Raw genomic sequence first — 17,538 nt, 5'->3', positions numbered from 1 at the left:
CTGGGGATAAGTCAATATGGAATTGCCAAGCCCATATGACCTCGGCATTTCCCTATCAGACCCTGAACTGTTTCAACACCTTATCCAGCCCACTGGACAATTGCTTAAGTTGCAGAATGCTTTGCTCCACATCCTGAGACTCGTTGACTGATTCATCGGCCAGTTCACGCACATGGCTGACATTTCTGGCCACTTCTTCGGCAATCTGGGCCTGTTGGCTGTTGGCCGCTGCAATGCTGTGCATTTGCTCCTGGATGCGCTCTATGTCAGTCAGGGCCTGATCCAGCACCTGCTGAATCTGACCAACCTGCTCCACCCCTTGATCGGCCTGGCTGTTACTGCCCTGCATGGCGCTGCTGGCCTGCTTGGCGGTGGCCTGCAGTTTCTCGATAATCTCCTGGATACTGCGGGTCGATTCATGGGTGCGGCTGGCCAGGGTTCTGACTTCGTCTGCGACCACCGCAAAACCTCTGCCCTGCTCCCCTGCACGGGCCGCCTCGATGGCGGCGTTCAGCGCCAGCAGGTTGGTTTGCTCTGTAATATTGTTGATTACCTCGAGTACCGAACCTATGGTTTCGGTTTCTTTTTCAAGGGCACTGACCACCTCTGCGGAACGGCTGATTTCCTCAGAAAGCCTTTCAATACCGACCACGGCCGACCTGACTACGCCTGAACCGTCCGCCATACGCTGTCGGGTCAGGTCCGACACTTCCATGGCCTGTTCGGTGCTGGCTGCCACATCACGACTAGTCTGGGCCATTTCCTGACTGGCTTCAGCCACTGTCTCGATTTCGGTTTTTTCGTTATTGACCAGACGCACATTGTGCTCGGTGATGCGCGAGACAGTTTCGGTAGCTTTGCCAACCTCGCTGGTGATATCCATGGTCTGCCTGACCAGTTCCTGGATCTTGCCGATAAAGCCGTTGAACTCCGCTGCCAACTGACCTATTTCATCCTGCCGCTTCACTTCAATACGCTTGGTCAGGTCACCTTCTCCCCGGGAAATGTCTCGCATGGCCGCCAACATGCTGCTCAGTGGTTTGACGATGGGACGGATAATAGCCGCCATGGCAATGGCAATAATGACCAGCATAATCAGCAGATACAGGCTGGTGGAGGTTGTGGCCTGCCAGACCGGATCGGTCACCACCGATTCCGGCACCATAAAACCCAGTTTCCAGTTCATGTGCGGATAGTCGCTGGCTACCGGCGCGAAAATCACCTGATACTGTTCGCCCTTCCATGTGAGACTCGCCTGGCCATTGGGCTGGCCGGATGTCAGTTGTTTGAGTTCAGCAAAACCCGAAGAATCAGCGAATTTGCTGTCCACATCCTCCATATCGCTGCCAGGGGGAAATTTGTCACTGAATCCGGGAAAGTACACCAGCACGCCTTTATCGGTGACCAGAAAAGCATTCCCCACCCCCTGATACTTAATCTGGCTGAGCAGTTGTTCGCCGATGGTGGTAATCAGAATATCCATGCCTCCAATACCCAGAAAACGGCCATCGCGTGTCACTGGCGTCTTTACGGTGGCAGAAATGGAACCGTCGTTGGCATCCACTGCCGGATCTGACACATACAAACGCCCCTTGTCCTGAGCCTCGGACCACCAGGGCCGCTTATTGGTGTAATAGTTAGGGTCGCCCTCATACCTGCCGTCCAGATCGAAATACTCAAAGGTGTTGGCCGAACCGAAAAAGACGCTCTTGATGGCCTTGTCTTTATCGGAAAAGAAGCGGAAATACTGTTTTACCGCCTGGTATTGGGGATTACCGGCGATCACCCCGCCACGGTCGTCATAAGCCTCGAACCAGTCCAGTACCTGGGGGCTGGCGAAGACGCTATGGATAATCTGTCCCTTGGCGTTAAAGAAGCCGAGGATACGGGAGGCATTGAGTTTGACCAACGATTGGATGTCGGATTCCACCTGTTGTTGTGTCTCACCCTGCACCTGCCTTACCTGCCAGATGCCATACAAAGTGAAGAGGAAGGCCACACAAAGCACGCTGGCCAGTATCAGGCGTTGACTGAGGGATTTATTGTTCCACATGACAAATCTCTTTTTGTTGTTTTTTCAATCAGAGGACAAAGGGTAAGTTAACTGCCCAAAAGACAGAATGCCAGTGCTTTCAAAGCAAGAGCACTATCCCCTTCCACAAAGGGCCTACAGAGAAAAGCCCGCATTAAGCGGGCTTTGCAACATATTGAATAGCTTAGAGTATCTGATTACGCTGCCATTCCTGCAGTTTCTTGTCTCTGGCTGCGTCTCTTTCCTGACGGGCCTTTTTACGGTCACAGGGTTCGGGGCAGTCGCAGGCTTTTTCGATACCCAGCGCACCCAGGCCGCCACAACTGCCTGAGATGGTTTTACGCTGCAGCAGGTAACCTACTGACATGGCTACCACCACAATAAGAAAAAAGCCGAAGGCGAGAAAAAAGGTGCTCACAACAAGGTCCTACCGCAAGTAAGGTTCAAATTCGGCGCTATTATACGCCCTAAATCCGTCTTTTTCGCGACTGATCAACATCACGGCAAGATTATACTTTTCGGCGAAGGCAAGTCCTCTTTCCGGCCCCATGATGCTGATGGCAGTTGCCAGGCCGTCGGCCGTCATGCAGGACGGATGCACCACAGTCACAGAGACCAGATTGTGCTGAATGGGGTAACCTGTGGTGGGGTCGATAAGATGAGAATAGCGTACCCCGCCCTCTTCGTAATAGTTACGGTAGTCCCCTGATGTGGCCAGGCCGTTATTACCCACGCTGATAATCTGCTGCACCGCCCGCTCGCCGGACACAGGTTTTTCGATGGCGACCCGCCAGTCCGCACCATTGGCCTTGTGCCCGGCCAGACGCATCTCGCCGCCGATTTCCACCAGATAGCTACTCAGGTCCCGGCTTTCCATCAGGTCAGCCACCACATCCACTCCGTAGCCTTTGGCAATGGTGGACAGGTCAACATAAAGCTGCGGCTGGGTCTTACGGGCAGAACTTTCTTCCACTATCAGCTTATCGAGCCCGGTCTGATCCCGGGTGGTGTCAATCAGTGTCTGTGTCGGTATGGTCTCAGGACGGGCCCTGGGGCCAAATCCCCAGAGATTAACCAGGGGGCCCACCGTGATGTCGAGTAAGCCGCCACTTAATTCACCCAGGCGTTTGGCTTCCCGCATCACCATTAAAGTTTCCTGAGAAAGAGGAAAGGGTTCGGTGCTTTGCCACCGGTTAAAACGGGACAGCTCAGATTCTGGATCATAGGTGGACATCAGCTTATTGACCCTGAGCAGCGCCTGATCGATATCGGCCTGCAACTGTTGTTCGTCCAGGCCTGGCTGATTGACAAACTTGATATGGTAAGTCGTGCCCATTGTGTTACCGGACAGCACGGATTCGGTAGGCGCAGGGCTGCATGCCACCAGCGAACACAACAGCAACCACCATGCACTGCAAAGTAATAACTTTCGCATTAGGATCTCTTTTTACTGATAACTGACAACGACAAAAAAGGGGCCGAAGCCCCTTTTTTACTATCAGCCGCCGAAATCATCCAGCAGGATATTTTCATCCTCCACACCCAGTTCCTTGAGCATGTTGATCACGGCCGCGTTCATCATGGGTGGTCCACACATGTAGAACTCACAGTCTTCCGGCGCAGGGTGGTCCTTCAGGTAGTTCTGCAGCAGAACCTGGTGGATAAAACCTGTGTATCCCTCCCAGTTGTCCTCAGGCTGAGGATCGGACAGGGCCACGTGCCAGGTAAAGTTGTCGTTTTCTTCCTGCAGCATATCGAAATCTTCCACATAGAACATTTCACGCAGGGAGCGGGCACCATACCAGAAGGTGATCTTGCGCTTGGATTTGAGGCGACGAAGTTGATCGAAGATATGTGACCGCATCGGAGCCATACCGGCGCCCCCACCGACAAAGACCATTTCCGCATCGGTGTCCTTGGCGAAGAACTCACCAAAGGGTCCTGAAATGGTGGCCTTGTCACCCGGCTTGAGGCTCCAGATATAAGAAGACATCTTACCGCAGGGCAGGCTCAGGTTATTCGGCGGCGGCGTGGCAATCCGCACGTTCAGCATGATAATGCCTTTCTCTTCCGGATAGTTGGCCATGGAATAAGCGCGGATGGTCTCATCGTCCACTTTGGATTCCAGCTTAAAGAAGCCGAAACGCTCCCAGTCGCCACGGAATTTCTCCGGTACGTCGAAGTCGCTGTACTTGACGTGATGAGGTGGCGCTTCAATCTGTATATAACCGCCGGCACGGAACGGCACGCTTTCACCGGCCGGTACCTTGAGTTTCAGCTCTTTAATGAAGGTGGCCTTGTTATCGTTGGAGATAACTTCGCATTCCCATTTCTTGATGCCGAAGATCTCTTCTTCCAGCTCAATCTTCATGTCCTGCTTGATGGCCACCTGACAGGACAGACGGCAGCCTTCACGGGCTTCACGCTTGCTGATGTGATCCAGCTCGGTGGGCAGTATTTCTCCGCCTCCCTCATGGATATGAACACGGCACTGACCACAAGAGCCACCGCCGCCACAGGCAGAGGATACGAAAATGCCTGCATTGGCCAGGGCGCCGAGCAGTTTGTCGCCGGGCTGGGCTGTGATGGACTTTTCCGGATCATCGTTGATATTAATGGTCACTTCACCGGCAGGCACCAGTCTGGACTTGGCGAACATAATGATGAACACCAGGGCCAGGACGATGGCGATAAACATGCCGACACCAAGATAAATCTCAATTTGGTTCATTAGATACTCCTACGTGTCGCGCAATTACAGGGCAATACCGGTGAAGGACTGGAAGCCCAGCGCCATCAGACCAGCGATCATGAACACCGAACCCAGACCACGGATGCCGTCTGGCATATCGGCATACTTGAGCTTTTCACGCACTGCCGCCAGCAGGGTAATGGCCAAGGCCCAACCCAGACCACTGCCCACGCCATAGACAATGCTTTCGGTAAAGTTGTACTCTCGCTGCACCGCAAAGGCCACACCACCGAAGATGGCGCAGTTCACCGTAATCAGGGGCAGGAAGATACCCAGTGCGTTGTACAGGGCCGGGAAGAACTTATCCAGGGCCATTTCCAGGATCTGTACCAGTGCAGCAATAACACCGATAAAAGTCAGGAAGTTCAAAAAGCTCAGATCCGCTTCCGGGAAGCCGGCCCATGCCAGAGCGCCGGGGGCCAGGATGCTGGTATAGATCACCTGGTTAACCGGTACTGAGATCCCCAACACGACCACCACAGCCACACCCAGGCCCATGGCGGTTTTCACTTTCTTGGACACCGCCAGGAAGGTGCACATGCCAAGAAACAAAGACAGGGCCATATTCTCGATAAAGATCGAGCGAACAAACAAACTCAGATAATGTTCCATGGCTTACTCCTTGGGCTCAACTTGCTGAGGACGAATGGTACGGATAAACCAGATCATGCCAGCGATCAGGAAGAAGGAGCTGAACGGCAGAATCAGCAGACCGTTGCCCTGATACCAGCCACCGTTTTGCACCAACGGCAGGATTTCAAAGCCCAGAATAGTGCCGAAGCCGAACAGTTCCTTGATGGTGCCGATAATGACCAGAATAAAGGAATAGCCCAGGCCATTACCTATACCATCCAGGAAGCTCATCATGGGCGGATTCTTCATGGCATACGCCTCTGCCCGTCCCATCACGATACAGTTGGTGATAATCAGGCCCACGAACACCGAGAGCTGTTTGGAGATCTCATAGGAATAGGCCTTGAGGATCTGATCCACTACGATTACCAGCGAGGCGATAATGGTCATCTGGATGATGATCCGCACGCTGGACGGGATCTGATTCCGGATCAGGGAAATAAACAGGTTGGAGAAAGCGGTCACCGAGGTCAGGGCCAGGGACATAACCAGTGCCGTTTCCAACTTGGTGGTAATCGCCAGTGCCGAGCAGATACCCAGTATCTGCAGGGCGATGGGGTTATTGTCCAGAATCGGCCCGAACAATACCTTTTTGGTTTCTTTGGACATTGCCATTGTTATTGCCTCCTCAAGACTTCCAGGGTTGCTTGGACAGGAACGGACCGAAGCCCTGCTCACCCAGCCAGAAATCCAGCGTATTCTGCACGCCGTTGCTGGTCAGGGTGGCGCCAGACAGCGCATCCACTGAGTAAGGATTGTCGGGTGACGCATTTTTCTTTACTTCGATGACTACCTCGCCATCCCTGTAAAGCTTCTTGCCGTCCCACTTGGCCATCCAGTCTGGATTTTGCACTTCACCGCCAAGTCCGGGGGTTTCTTTTTGCTGGTAGTAAACCAGCTCACGCACCGTGTTGCCGTCGGCATCTATCGCCAGGAAGCCATACATCAGATCCCACAGACCGCTACCGTGCACAGGGATAATAATACGGGTGACTTCGTTGGCCTCGTTCTCGACCAGATAGACGGACGCCACATTGGGTTTGCGCTGGAAGCCCACATTACTGTTTTCCACCTTGGTGCTGGTAGCAGGATCCTTGGCTGCCTTGTACATATCGTAGGTCTGGTAGTCCTGTGGATTCTCTACATAATCACCCGTTTCCAGGTTGACAAAACGCTCTTCGATACGCGCTTCGTAGGTGCCGGCGATGTCACCTTTGGCGTCAGCCAGCAGGCCCGCCGCTGCAAGGATATTGCTTTGCTTGTCCAGAGCCGCATTGGTTTGCTGCAGTGAGCGCAAGCCTACCGCAGCACCGGATACCACAATGGAGCAAACCAGACAGACCGCGACAACGATGCCGACGGTTTTTCCGAGAGTTTCTTTCTTAGCTGACACGCGCCATCCTCCGTTTGATATTGCCTTGAACAACGAAGTAGTCGAATAAAGGTGCCCACAGGTTGGCGAACAGGATCGCCAACATCACGCCTTCCGGGAAGGCCGGGTTAAGCACACGGATCATTACAGTCATAAAGCCGATCAACAGACCGAACGCCCACTTGCCCTGATTGGTAAAGGACGCGGAAACCGGGTCCGTTGCCATAAAGAACAGGGCAAAGGCAAAACCACCGGTTACCAGATGCCAATGCCAGGGCATGGCGAACATGGGGTTAGTGTCACTGCCGATCATGTTTAGCAGGGTCGCGAACAACGCCATACCGGCCAGGGTACCAAACACGATACGCCAGGATGCGATGCGCATATAAATGATGAACAAACCGCCAATCATAATGGCCAGGGTGGAGACTTCGCCTACTGAACCCTGGATATTACCCAGGAAAGCATCCCACCAGAGTTGGGTATTGGCATAATCCAGACTACCGGATGCCGCCTGACTCAGGGATGTGGCACCGGAGAAACCGTCAACCGCTGTCCAGATGGTGTCACCGGAAATTTGTGCCGGGTAGGCAAAATACAGGAAGGCACGACCGGACAGGGCAGGGTTAAGGAAGTTACGGCCGGTACCACCGAAGATTTCCTTGGCGATGACCACACCGAAGCTGATACCCAGGGCCACCTGCCACAGGGGGATGGTTGCCGGCAGGGTCAGGGCAAACAGCACCGAAGTAACGAAGAAGCCTTCATTCACCTCGTGTTTACGTATCGAAGCAAACAAGACTTCCCAGAAGCCGCCGACAATAAAGGTCACCGCGTAGATGGGCACAAAGAAACAGGCGCCATAGCCGAACATGGCCAGCCCACCCGTCGCTTCAGTACCGAGTTCACCGCCCAGGGCTGCGAACAGGCCGGCCTGCCAGTAGGCGTCCACCGTGGCAGACCAGGATGCACCGGCCAACAGGGCGTTGTGCGCCTGCAGACCGACGTTATACATACCGTAAAACATGGCCGGGAAGGTCGCCATCCAGACCAGGATCATGATGCGTTTCAGATCGATGCTGTCGCGCACATGGGTAACGGATTTGTTCACCAGTCCGGGGGTATAGAAAATGGTGGCGGCTGCTTCATACAGGGCATACCATTTTTCGTATTTACCACCCGGCTCAAAGTTGGGTTCGATTTTCTCGAGATATTCTTTCAAGCTCATGGATCAGCCCTCTTTCTCAATCTTGGTCAGACAGTCACGCAGTACCGGTCCATAGTTGTACTTGCCGGGACACACATAGGTGCACAATCCAAGATCTTCTTCATCCAACTCCAGGCAACCCAGTGTCTGGGCGCTGTCCGTATCGCCGGATAACAGGTCACGAAGCAACAGAGTGGGAAGAATATCCAGAGGCATGATGCGTTCGTAGTTACCAATGGGCACCATGGCGCGATCCGAGCCGTTAGTGCTGGTGGTCATGCTGAACAAGCGCTTGGGGCTCAAATGCCCCAGGTAGGCACGGGTCACGGAGTGCATGTCGCTGCCCGGACGCAACCAGCCGAACAGTACTTTTTCGCGTCCTTCGGCCAGCAGGCTCAACTGAAGGTGGAAGCGGCCAAGATAGCCATGCACGCCGTGGGCATGCGTACCACAGAGCACGGAACCCGATACCACACGGACCTCTCCACCTGTCATTTCACCGACGGTCAGCTGTTCCGTGTTGGCGCCCAGCACAGTGCGCACCAGACGGGGATTCTTCGCCGCCGGGCCGGCCAGGGAGACGACCCGGCGGTTATCCAGCTCACCCGTGGTGAACAGACTGCCGATGGCCATCACATCCTGATAGTTGATATGCCAGACCATTTTACCGGCGCCTGCAGAATCCAGGAAATGGATATGGGTACCGACCAGGCCGGCTGGATGGGGACCGGCAAATTCGTTAACCTCCGCCTTGATATCCCCAGTAGGAATATCGGCACCGGGAGCCTTGCTGACATAGAGCTTGCCTTCGGTCAGCCGCCGCAGCACAGCCAGGCCATTGACGAAGTCGTCTTTGCGCTCGGCAATAATCACAGCAGGATCGGCAGCCAGGGGATTAGTGTCCATCGCATTAACAAAGATGGCCCTTGGACTGCTGCCCAGTGCCGGGGACTTGCTGTAAGGCCTGGTACGCAAGGCAGTCCACAAACCTGAATCCACCAGGTTCTTTTCCACCTCATCACGGCTCAGAGAAGCCAGTTGCGTTGTCTCATACCTGGCAAAGGTTTCCTGTTCGTCCCCTTCCAGCTCTATCACAACAGATTGCAGCACACGCTTGGCGCCACGGTTAATCTCCCTGACAGTCCCTGCCGCAGGAGCAGTAAATTTGACGCCGGGATTTTTCTTGTCTTCGAAAAGCACCTGGCCTTTTTTGACTTTATCGCCTTCCTGAACAGCCATGGTAGGCCGCATTCCGACATATTCCTCACCCAGGATCGCTACGCGGTTGACCCGGGCACCGTCATGGATTTGCTGTTGTGGCGCTCCCTTAATCGGGAGATCCAACCCTTTGGTGATTTTAATCATATGTAATTGCACTACTTATTTACTGAATACTCATCAGGATAAGCTGCCGCTGTATGACAACCCATGCTGATGAGTATTCGAAACTAACCCCACCTGTTGTCTGTTATCCAGTAACAAGCGCCTGCAATTTCCAGCTTAAGGCTTCCACCTTCATCAAAGCGGCCGACAACCGTTTTGAATCCCCGTCCGACCTGTTAAGCCAAAGGGGACAATGCGACACCATGCAGACCTGCCGGCCAGAAAGCCAACATACTGAGTGTCACTGGATGGAATCTTTGAAAAAGATAGACCTATCTCTCAAACCCGGCATTTTAGCATCAACCTGGCCTGTTTCGCCATGCAAATGTTTGATTTGTCCTGTGACTTTGGTGGTATAGAACGCAGTTTTCGCCGCCGGGCGAAGGTGGTTTTTTTATCTGAAAAAACAAAGCCGCTTTGTAAGCGGCTTTGTGTCAATCAGTATTACCAGTCCGCTAACGGACTGACATCGGCGTCATAGTCGACTTCATCGAAGCCAAATCCGAACAAGTGCAAAAACTCCTGATGGTAACCGGCATAATCACTGAGTTGATGAAAATTTTCCTGTGTAACCTGGTCCCAGAGGGCTTTGATCTTTGCCTGGGTGGCCTCATTGGTTTCCTTGCCGTCCATACGCAACCTGTTGGCCTCATCCGTGTCGGGATTGGCATCAAAGAGCTTCTCGTTAAACAGTCCCTGGATCTGTTCGATACAGCCTTCATGGGTGCCTTCTTCCTTCATTACCTTATAAATCAGGGAAATATACAAAGGCATCACAGGAATGGCGGAAGACGCCTGGGTCACCAGGGCCTTGAGTGAGGAAACGTAGGCTTTGACATTTTTATCTGCCTTGGATGTGTTGATGGCGGAAGCGGCCCGGTCCAGATCTTCCTTGGCCTTGCCGATAGTGGCATGGCCATAGATGGGCCAGGTCAATTCCTTGCCAATATAGGTATAGGCTGTAGTGATGGCCCCTTCGGTCAGTACACCGGCCTGATCCAGGGCATCGATCCACATTTCCCAGTCTTCGCCGCCCATGACTTTGACTGTCTGCCGGATTTCTTCCTCGGTGGCTGGCTCCAGGTCGATGGTATGCACCAGATCTTTGTCAGTGTCGTAAGTCTTGGTACTGTAGGCCTGACCTATAGGTTTAAGCACGGACTTAAAGGTCTCACCACTGTTGGGATCGGTGCGGCGTGGGGACGCCAGGCTGTAAACCACCAGGTCTACCTTACCCAGGTCCTGCTTGATGGCCTCGATCACATCCCTTTTCATTTCGTTGGAGAAGGCGTCGCCGTTGAGCGTGCGGGCATAAAGCCCCTCAGCTTTGGCTTTGTCATGGAAGGCGGCGGTATTATACCAGCCTGCGGTACCGGTCTTGCGCTCACTGGGTTCTTTTTCGAAACAGACTCCCAGGGTTTTGGCCCCATGGCCAAAGGCAGACACAATGCGGGAAGCCAGACCGTAGCCGGTGGAACATCCCAGCACCAGCACATTTTTCGGCCCCTTGCTGCTGCTTTCCTGCTGTTTTACATAGTCTATCTGTTTCTGTACGTTAACTTCACAGCCCACGGGGTGAGCGTTGGTACAAATAAAGCCACGGATCTTGGGCTGAATTACCATATCATGTCTTCCTTTTTGAAAAGTGGCGCCATTGTATAAGGCATGAGCCAGGAAACAACTCTGAGCAGCTTCCCACCCGACTATTGTCCTGTCAGCCCTTCTTGTCGGTCAGCACCAGCCATACTGCGTGAATGACGCCGGGGATAACACCCAGGATAGTCAGCAGTACATTGATAAAGAAGTGGGTGGTCAATCCCACTTGCAGCAACGCTCCGATGGGCGGCAGAAAAATAGCCAGGATCAGGTTAACCGGATTGACTTTTTGCATGGAGTTCTCCCCTTTTGGTATCAGTAGCCCGTTTCAAGCATAGTGCCACAAAGCGAAGAAAAGAAAGGGGCGTAAAACGCCCCTCAGTCGGAAGTATTCGCCCGATTCTTGTAATACTCATATTCTGAGAGCTTGTGATATCTGCTTACCTGTTGCTGAAACTGGCGATAGGACGCATAGATTTTGGCAAACTGGGGATCCTGGACCGCCTGTTCTTCCATCACCTGAACCGAAGCATCATGCAGTGCCTGCATTACATCATCCGGTAAAGGGCGGACATCGACACCATGCTTGTCCCGAAGCGCTGCCATGGCTTCATTGTTGCGCGCCGTGTACTCATCCAGCATGTCCTGATTTACCGCCCGGGTGGCGATTTCGACTATGGCCTGCAAATCCTGGGGCAGGCTGTTGAACGCCTTCTCGTTCACGGTAAATTCCAGCATGGCACCAGGCTCATGCCAGCCTGAGTAATAGTAGTAGTCGGCTGCCTTATGCAAACCAAAGGCGAGATCATTATAGGGCCCCACCCATTCGGTGGCGTCAATGGCGCCGGTCTGCAAGGAGGTGAATATCTCGCCGCCGGTCAGCGCCACGGGCACGCCCCCGACCTTTTTCAGCACTTCCGCTCCCAACCCCGGTATACGCATCTTCAGACCCTGCAGATCTTCGATACTGTTAATCTCTTTCTTGAACCAGCCGGCCATCTGCACACCGGTATTGCCGCCGGCAAAGGGGATGACTCCAAACGGCCTGTACAGGTCGCGCCAAAGTTCCAGCCCGCCTCCGTAATGGATCCAGGCATTCATTTCGGTCACGTTCATGCCAAAGGGAATAGCCGTGAATATCTGTGCAGCCGGCGCCTTGCCTTTCCAGTAATAGCTGCCCGCATGCCCCATCTGCACCGTGCCACTGGATACCGCATCAAATACCTCAAATCCGGGCACCAGTTCTCCGGCTCCGTAGACTTTAATTTTCAACCGACCATTTGACATCCGCTCAACATACTTGGCGAAGGTCTCAGGTCCCCGTCCCAGACCCGGAAAGTTTTTTGGCCAGGAGGTAACCAGTTTCCACTCAAAGGTTTGTTGGTCGGCTGTCGCCTGACCCTGCTGGTCCGTTTTCTGGCCACAGCCAATGATCCCTGTCAGCAGCACAGCCAACAGTATTGATTTCAACGTCATTGTGATTCCTTGTTAGTTATACAAGACTTCTGGTAGCCAGGTTGCCAGTTCCGGCCAGAGCGCCAGCATGGCCAATAGCATAAGCTGGATACCAATAAATGGCACGACCCCCCGATACATGTCCGAGGTCCGGACTTCGGGTGGCGCCACGCCGCGCAGATAGAACAACGCAAAGCCAAATGGGGGCGTGAGAAAAGAGGTTTGCAGGTTGATGGCAATCATAATACCCAGCCATACCGGATCCACCCCCATGGCCAGCAGCACCGGCCCGACGATGGGCACCACCACAAAGGTAATCTCAATAAAGTCCAGAATAAAACCGAGCAGGAAGATGACCAGCATCACCAGCATCATGGCACCGACCACGCCCCCGGGCAGACCAGCAAAGAAATCCTCAATCAGCGTCTCACCGCCCAGCCCGCGAAATACCAGTGAAAAAACCGACGCACCAATCAGGATAAGAAATACCATACTGGTCACTTTGGTGGTGCTGAGCATCACCTCTTTGAGCCTTTGCAGGTTTAACTCCCTGCTTGAGACAGCCAGCACAATGGCGCCCACCGCGCCGACCCCGGCCGCCTCGGTAGGGGTGGCCAGCCCCAACAGAATTGAACCCAGCACCACCACCATCAACATCAGGGGCGGAAGCAGAGCCCTCAACAGCAGGCCCAACCTGAGCTTCTCGGCCGGTCCAGGCGTGTCCCGGGAAAATGCCTGTGGACGGAACAACCCCATGCCCAGCACATATAACAGATACATTCCGACCAGCATCAGTCCTGGAATTATAGCGCCGACGAACAAGTCGCCCACCGATACTGAATCGGGCGAAAAGATGCCCATATCCAGTTGGGCCTGCTGATAGGCGCTGGACAAAACATCCCCAAGCAGCACCAGGGCAATGGATGGCGGTATAATCTGCCCCAGGGTGCCGGTGGCGCAGATGCTGCCGGTAGCCAGGGCCGGATCATAACCACGCTTAAGCATGGAGGGCAGAGACAACAACCCCATGGTAACGACCGTGGCCCCGACTATGCCGGTACTGGCAGCCATCAGCATTCCCACCAGGATTACCGAAATGGCCAGACCCGCCCGATAGCGACCAAACAATTGCGCCATGGCTGTCAGTAACTGCTCTGCAACCCGTGATTTTTCCAGCATTACCCCCATGAAGACAAACAGTGGTACCGCCAGCAGAGTCTGGTTGGTCATGATCCCGTAAAGTCGGCTGGGCAACGCATGCAGGTAGGCCATATCGAAGACCCCGAACATCCAGCACAGACAGGCAAAAAGCAAAGAGGTGCCGGCCAGTGAATAAGCCACAGGATAGCCCAGCATCAATACCAGGCAGACCAGCACAAACAATATCAGGGCAAGGAATTCCATCAGTTTTTCCGCCCCTTCCTGAGGGTTTGCCAATGCAAGTAGGTCTGGGCCAGTGCCTGCAGAGTCATGGTGATGGAAAACAGGGGAATAAGGCTCTTGAGCAGGAAGACCAGGGGCAGCCCGCCGGCTTCCGGCGAATCTTCCAGCAGCATCCAGGAGTTCAACACATAATCCCAGCTCATCGCCAGTATAAACAGGTTGACCGGCACCAGCAGCAGCAGAGCCCCGAGCATATCCACCCTGGCACGACCGCGTGCCGACATCCTGCGGTAAAAGATATCCACCCTGACGTGCCCATCAGCCTTGAGGGTATGGGCAGCTCCCAGCATAAAGACTATTGCATGCAGATACATGGCCGATTCCTGCATGGCTATCCAGCCCAGATTGAAGCCATAACGAAGCAGTACAATGGTGAATACAATCAGCACCATCAGCAATGTCAGCCAACTGATCAGGTCACAGAGGCGCCGGTTGGTCCGGTCAATAAAATCACAAACTGGAGGGGCTGAAGGGCAGGTCATGTCTTCTTAGTGTTTTGTACTTTGCCCCAAGCTTTTAACAAAAACTTAACTGAATTGGAATGGGAGCGGCCTGTCAGGCCAAAAGAAAAGCGCTCCCCGGCGCTTTTCTGTTCACTTTATCTTGCTGTCAGGCGCTGACACTCTGGGCCGGCTTTTTCATGCCACCGAGGCAGGCAGGTGAGTCCGGTGCACCGCCATACAGGCCACGCCACTCGCTGTCGGTATAGGTATGCAAGGCCAGGGCGTGGATATGATCGGCCAATTCGTCTTTGAGCACGGCGTTGACTGCCCTGTGCCGGTTAATCAGGCGCTCTCCCACAAAGGAAGGAGAAACCAGTACCACCTTAAAGTGCGTTTCAGAGCCCTGGGGCACATTATGCTTGTGACTTTCATTAATCACTTCCAGATAATCCGGCAGGAAGTGATTGATGAGTTTTTCTTCGATTCGGGTCTGGATATTCATCTCGGTATCCTTTTTACAGCTTAACTTGGCGTCATTGCCGTAGGGGGTCATCTGGCGGCCCCAGCCATGGTCTGCATCTCAGCTCTAAATTTAGCCTTTGCGGGGGGGGTTACAACCCCCTTTTTAGTCAGTTGAAAGGATTCAGCAGCTAACTCACTGACACCCATTGATATATTTTTTCGACGGTCATTCTCAACCTTTTATAACGGCCCCCCGGATCACTCCTGCCATGAGTATTGTGCTGCATTTGACAGATAAGTGAATGTAACCTTTTGTTTTACTTTGTTTTAGTTTTGTCTAGTGATACCTCTGATAGTGCGAAACGTCAGATTAATGCGCTCACCCATTGGTTTACGACTCTTGGCAATGCCGTGCTGCCAATATAGCTGAGTGGTCCCTGCCATTATCAGCAGGCTGCCCGACGCCAGCGGCAGGCGAAGTCTCTGTCCCGTGACTTTGTGACGAAAGTCCAGATTCCGAATCTCCCCCAGACTGACAGACGCAATAACAGGGTTCACGCCCAGCTCCGGTTCGTTGTCGGAATGCCAGCCCATGCTGTCCTGCCCGTCCCGGTACCAGTTGGCCAGTACAGAGTTAAACCGGGTTTGGCATACCTGCTCGCAGGCGGCTTTGATATTAAGCAATTCATTGGTCCAGGGCATGGGTTGCAGTTCCAGCCCGGAATACACGTAGCTTGTGTCAGGATCGCCATACCAGGCCTGCAACCGGGGGATTTTGACCAATCGGCCAAAGAGTCTGATATGATCCTGCCGCCATTGTAGCGTGGCTTTGAGGCTGTCCAGCAAGTGCATGGCTTTGCCGGGCGCCAGGAAGTCCTGCCGATACGTCAGCGTCGCATCGGGCAGCATCAAAGAAGGTTCGGCAAACAGACTTTGCTGCAATCTTTATTACCCTGTTGGAAACCCATGAATCTGATTCTAACGCTTTTTGACCGCAGCCTTAAGCTGCAACGTTATCCGGCCAGGCTGCAGGACAAGAGTCAACAGGCCTGGGATGCGGCCGATGAGTTGATTATCGAAGCCCTGGAGGCACAGCCCCAGCCCTGCGCCGCCGGTAAGCTACTGATCCTCAATGATGATTGTGGTGCCCTGACCTGCTGGCTGTCGGAGTGTCGCCCCGTCTGGTCCGGAGATTCTCATGTGTCCAGACTGGCCTGCGAGCAGAACCTGGTCCTCAACGGTTTAAGCCCAGACGATGTCACTTTTTGTGACAGCCTGATTCTGCCCGTATCGACTTTTGATCTTGTGCTGATAAAAATACCCAAGACCCTGGCCTTACTGGAACATCAGTTGGTATTGCTGCAGTCCCGCATCACGCCGGGCACCCGGATTATCGCCGGTGCCAAGGTCAACCAGATCCAGAAATCCACTCTGGCATTATTCGAAAAGTACCTGGGGCTCACCCACACCTCCCTGGCCAGGAAGAAGGCCCGGCTAATCCATTGCACTCCCACAGGGAAAAAAGACGATGCGTCCCCTTACCCCTCCGTCTGGAAGCTGGACGGGACTCAACTGAACGTCCATAACCATGCCAATGTGTTCGCCCGCCAACAACTGGATATAGGGGCCAGGTTCCTCCTTCAATATCTGCCCGAGGCAGCTAACAAAGAGGTGTTGGATCTGGGATGCGGCAATGGTGTGCTGGGCCTGAGCCTGCTTGATCGTTCTGCCCCCGGCAAACTGGTTTTTGTCGATGAATCCTACATGGCGCTGGCTTCTGCCAGACTGAATGTAGCCGATAACTTCCCCCAACACCTTCAGCGCTGCGAGTTTATCGCCAGTAACTGTCTGGAGCAGGTGGGTTCAAAAGATCTGGATCTTATCCTGTGCAATCCGCCTTTTCACCAGCAGCAGCGCATCACTGACCATATTGCCTGGCAGATGTTTGTCGAGGCCCGTCAGGCCCTGCGACGCGGCGGTGAACTGAGAATTGTCGGCAATCGCCATCTGGGCTATCACAACAAGCTGAAGCGACTGTTTGGCGGATGCCAACAGGTTGCAGCCAGCAATAAATTCGTTATTTTATCTGCATTCAAACGTTAAGGTTAAGGAGGCATGCCAATGCGTGTATTACTGGCAATTTGTCTGACCCTGGTGTCCACCCTGGTTTTTGCCGTGGATGACGGGGCCAAACTACAACCGGGCAATCTGTTTCCTAAGGTCAAGCTGGAAACCAGCATGGGTGACATCGTAGTGGAGCTGGACAGGATCAAGGCACCCATTACCAGCAATAATTTTCTGCTTTACGTGGACAAACGCAGCTACGAGGACACGATTTTTCATCGGGTTATCAAAGACTTTGTGGTCCAGGGCGGGGGGTATGACAAGGAATTCAATACCAAGCCCGTGATGAAAACCATCTTTAATGAATCAGGCAACGGCAATAAAAATGAGATCTATACACTGGCCATGGCCAGGGAAAACGATCCCCACTCCGCCGGCCGGCAGTTTTTCTTCAATATGAATGACAATCCCAGTCTGGATCCCGGTCGTAAATGGGGTTACGCGGTGTTCGGCCGGGTGGTAAATGGCATGGAGGTTCTGGACAAGATAGCTGCAGTGGAAACCCATGTGGATCCCACCTGGGGCTGGCCCGATGTGCCCAAGGAGCCGGTAATACTGAAAAAAGCCACCTTGCTGCCACAGGAGTTCTGAGTGGAGGAGCAAGAAAAAGCGTAACTTAACTATTTGTAAGTTATA

At 53.6% G+C, this 17,538-nt stretch carries 18 protein-coding genes; 2 read left to right on the top strand and 16 right to left on the bottom strand.

The window, feature by feature from the left end:
- Positions 1 to 55: 55 nt before the first annotated feature.
- From J0A66_RS09965 to J0A66_RS09890, 16 genes are all read right to left on the bottom strand, one after another.
- Positions 56 to 2,053 (bottom strand): methyl-accepting chemotaxis protein, encoded by a 1,998-nt coding sequence (locus J0A66_RS09965; protein ID WP_206573650.1) that lies wholly within the window; start codon positions 2,051 to 2,053, stop codon positions 56 to 58.
- A 163-nt stretch (positions 2,054 to 2,216) separates the two neighbouring features.
- Positions 2,217 to 2,450, bottom strand: coding sequence for a (Na+)-NQR maturation NqrM (gene nqrM, locus J0A66_RS09960; RefSeq protein ID WP_206573649.1), 234 nt, complete (start codon positions 2,448 to 2,450; stop codon positions 2,217 to 2,219).
- A gap of 9 nt (positions 2,451 to 2,459) precedes the next feature.
- Positions 2,460 to 3,467 (bottom strand): FAD:protein FMN transferase, encoded by a 1,008-nt coding sequence (locus J0A66_RS09955; protein ID WP_206573648.1) that lies wholly within the window; start codon positions 3,465 to 3,467, stop codon positions 2,460 to 2,462.
- Between the two features lie 63 nt (positions 3,468 to 3,530).
- Positions 3,531 to 4,763, bottom strand: coding sequence for an NADH:ubiquinone reductase (Na(+)-transporting) subunit F (nqrF, locus tag J0A66_RS09950; RefSeq protein ID WP_206573647.1), 1,233 nt, complete (start codon positions 4,761 to 4,763; stop codon positions 3,531 to 3,533).
- A gap of 24 nt (positions 4,764 to 4,787) precedes the next feature.
- Entirely contained in the window at positions 4,788 to 5,396 is a 609-nt protein-coding gene (gene nqrE / locus J0A66_RS09945; protein WP_206573646.1) for an NADH:ubiquinone reductase (Na(+)-transporting) subunit E, read from the bottom strand.
- Between the two features lie 3 nt (positions 5,397 to 5,399).
- Positions 5,400 to 6,032 (bottom strand): NADH:ubiquinone reductase (Na(+)-transporting) subunit D, encoded by a 633-nt coding sequence (locus tag J0A66_RS09940; RefSeq protein WP_206573645.1) that lies wholly within the window; start codon positions 6,030 to 6,032, stop codon positions 5,400 to 5,402.
- Positions 6,033 to 6,045: 13 nt separating this feature from the next.
- Positions 6,046 to 6,810, bottom strand: coding sequence for a Na(+)-translocating NADH-quinone reductase subunit C (locus tag J0A66_RS09935; protein ID WP_206573644.1), 765 nt, complete (start codon positions 6,808 to 6,810; stop codon positions 6,046 to 6,048).
- Positions 6,800 to 8,017, bottom strand: a complete 1,218-nt coding sequence (locus J0A66_RS09930; protein ID WP_206573643.1) for an NADH:ubiquinone reductase (Na(+)-transporting) subunit B — start codon at positions 8,015 to 8,017, stop codon at positions 6,800 to 6,802. Before J0A66_RS09930 ends, J0A66_RS09935 begins: the two co-directional genes overlap by 11 nt.
- Positions 8,018 to 8,020: 3 nt before the next feature.
- Positions 8,021 to 9,361: a Na(+)-translocating NADH-quinone reductase subunit A gene (locus tag J0A66_RS09925; protein WP_206573642.1), complete on the bottom strand. Its 1,341-nt coding sequence runs from the start codon at positions 9,359 to 9,361 to the stop codon at positions 8,021 to 8,023.
- Between the two features lie 462 nt (positions 9,362 to 9,823).
- On the bottom strand, positions 9,824 to 11,002 hold the full coding sequence (fabV, locus tag J0A66_RS09920) for an enoyl-ACP reductase FabV (RefSeq protein ID WP_206573641.1): 1,179 nt from the start codon (positions 11,000 to 11,002) through the stop codon (positions 9,824 to 9,826).
- Positions 11,003 to 11,093: 91 nt separating this feature from the next.
- On the bottom strand, positions 11,094 to 11,270 hold the full coding sequence (locus tag J0A66_RS09915; protein ID WP_206573640.1) for a YqaE/Pmp3 family membrane protein: 177 nt from the start codon (positions 11,268 to 11,270) through the stop codon (positions 11,094 to 11,096).
- 83 nt (positions 11,271 to 11,353) lie between these two features.
- The gene (locus J0A66_RS09910) at positions 11,354 to 12,451 is read right to left on the bottom strand and encodes a TRAP transporter substrate-binding protein (RefSeq protein WP_206573639.1); all 1,098 of its coding nucleotides are present in this window, start codon (positions 12,449 to 12,451) and stop codon (positions 11,354 to 11,356) included.
- A gap of 12 nt (positions 12,452 to 12,463) precedes the next feature.
- On the bottom strand, positions 12,464 to 13,834 hold the full coding sequence (locus J0A66_RS09905; RefSeq protein WP_206573638.1) for a TRAP transporter large permease: 1,371 nt from the start codon (positions 13,832 to 13,834) through the stop codon (positions 12,464 to 12,466).
- A complete protein-coding gene (locus J0A66_RS09900; RefSeq protein WP_206573637.1) occupies positions 13,834 to 14,355 on the bottom strand; it encodes a TRAP transporter small permease subunit in 522 nt (173 codons plus the stop codon). The genes J0A66_RS09905 and J0A66_RS09900 overlap by 1 nt, the downstream gene beginning before the upstream one ends.
- 127 nt (positions 14,356 to 14,482) lie before the next feature.
- Positions 14,483 to 14,818: a transcriptional regulator BolA gene (gene bolA, locus J0A66_RS09895; protein WP_206573636.1), complete on the bottom strand. Its 336-nt coding sequence runs from the start codon at positions 14,816 to 14,818 to the stop codon at positions 14,483 to 14,485.
- 287 nt (positions 14,819 to 15,105) lie between these two features.
- On the bottom strand, positions 15,106 to 15,720 hold the full coding sequence (locus J0A66_RS09890; protein WP_241264113.1) for an alpha-ketoglutarate-dependent dioxygenase AlkB family protein: 615 nt from the start codon (positions 15,718 to 15,720) through the stop codon (positions 15,106 to 15,108).
- A 24-nt stretch (positions 15,721 to 15,744) separates the two neighbouring features.
- On the opposite strand from J0A66_RS09890, the gene J0A66_RS09885 reads away from it, so the two are divergent.
- Positions 15,745 to 16,881 carry a methyltransferase gene (locus J0A66_RS09885; RefSeq protein ID WP_206573635.1) on the top strand — a complete coding sequence of 379 codons (1,137 nt, stop codon included), beginning with the start codon at positions 15,745 to 15,747 and terminating at the stop codon, positions 16,879 to 16,881.
- Positions 16,882 to 16,899: 18 nt separating this feature from the next.
- Positions 16,900 to 17,493 (top strand): peptidylprolyl isomerase, encoded by a 594-nt coding sequence (locus J0A66_RS09880; RefSeq protein ID WP_206573634.1) that lies wholly within the window; start codon positions 16,900 to 16,902, stop codon positions 17,491 to 17,493.
- Positions 17,494 to 17,538: the final 45 nt, after the last annotated feature.

The organism is Bowmanella dokdonensis (genome assembly GCF_017254865.1).
GTDB lineage: Bacteria > Pseudomonadota > Gammaproteobacteria > Enterobacterales > Alteromonadaceae > Bowmanella > Bowmanella dokdonensis.
Note: the sequence above shows the minus strand (reverse complement) of the source record. Positions and strands in the feature narration are given on the sequence as shown.

Excerpts from the sequence above, each read along its gene's own strand:
- J0A66_RS09965 (WP_206573650.1), bottom strand. The coding sequence starts at position 2,053 with ATGTGGAACAATAAATCCCTCAGTCAACGCCTGATACTGGCCAGCGTG.
- J0A66_RS09955 (WP_206573648.1), bottom strand. The coding sequence starts at position 3,467 with ATGCGAAAGTTATTACTTTGCAGTGCATGGTGGTTGCTGTTGTGTTCG.
- nqrF (WP_206573647.1), bottom strand. The coding sequence starts at position 4,763 with ATGAACCAAATTGAGATTTATCTTGGTGTCGGCATGTTTATCGCCATC.
- nqrE (WP_206573646.1), bottom strand. The coding sequence starts at position 5,396 with ATGGAACATTATCTGAGTTTGTTTGTTCGCTCGATCTTTATCGAGAAT.
- J0A66_RS09940 (WP_206573645.1), bottom strand. The coding sequence starts at position 6,032 with ATGGCAATGTCCAAAGAAACCAAAAAGGTATTGTTCGGGCCGATTCTG.
- J0A66_RS09930 (WP_206573643.1), bottom strand. The coding sequence starts at position 8,017 with ATGAGCTTGAAAGAATATCTCGAGAAAATCGAACCCAACTTTGAGCCG.
- J0A66_RS09925 (WP_206573642.1), bottom strand. The coding sequence starts at position 9,361 with ATGATTAAAATCACCAAAGGGTTGGATCTCCCGATTAAGGGAGCGCCA.
- fabV (WP_206573641.1), bottom strand. The coding sequence starts at position 11,002 with ATGGTAATTCAGCCCAAGATCCGTGGCTTTATTTGTACCAACGCTCAC.
- J0A66_RS09915 (WP_206573640.1), bottom strand. The coding sequence starts at position 11,270 with ATGCAAAAAGTCAATCCGGTTAACCTGATCCTGGCTATTTTTCTGCCG.
- J0A66_RS09910 (WP_206573639.1), bottom strand. The coding sequence starts at position 12,451 with ATGACGTTGAAATCAATACTGTTGGCTGTGCTGCTGACAGGGATCATT.
- J0A66_RS09905 (WP_206573638.1), bottom strand. The coding sequence starts at position 13,834 with ATGGAATTCCTTGCCCTGATATTGTTTGTGCTGGTCTGCCTGGTATTG.
- J0A66_RS09900 (WP_206573637.1), bottom strand. The coding sequence starts at position 14,355 with ATGACCTGCCCTTCAGCCCCTCCAGTTTGTGATTTTATTGACCGGACC.
- bolA (WP_206573636.1), bottom strand. The coding sequence starts at position 14,818 with ATGAATATCCAGACCCGAATCGAAGAAAAACTCATCAATCACTTCCTG.
- J0A66_RS09885 (WP_206573635.1), top strand. The coding sequence starts at position 15,745 with ATGAATCTGATTCTAACGCTTTTTGACCGCAGCCTTAAGCTGCAACGT.
- J0A66_RS09880 (WP_206573634.1), top strand. The coding sequence starts at position 16,900 with ATGCGTGTATTACTGGCAATTTGTCTGACCCTGGTGTCCACCCTGGTT.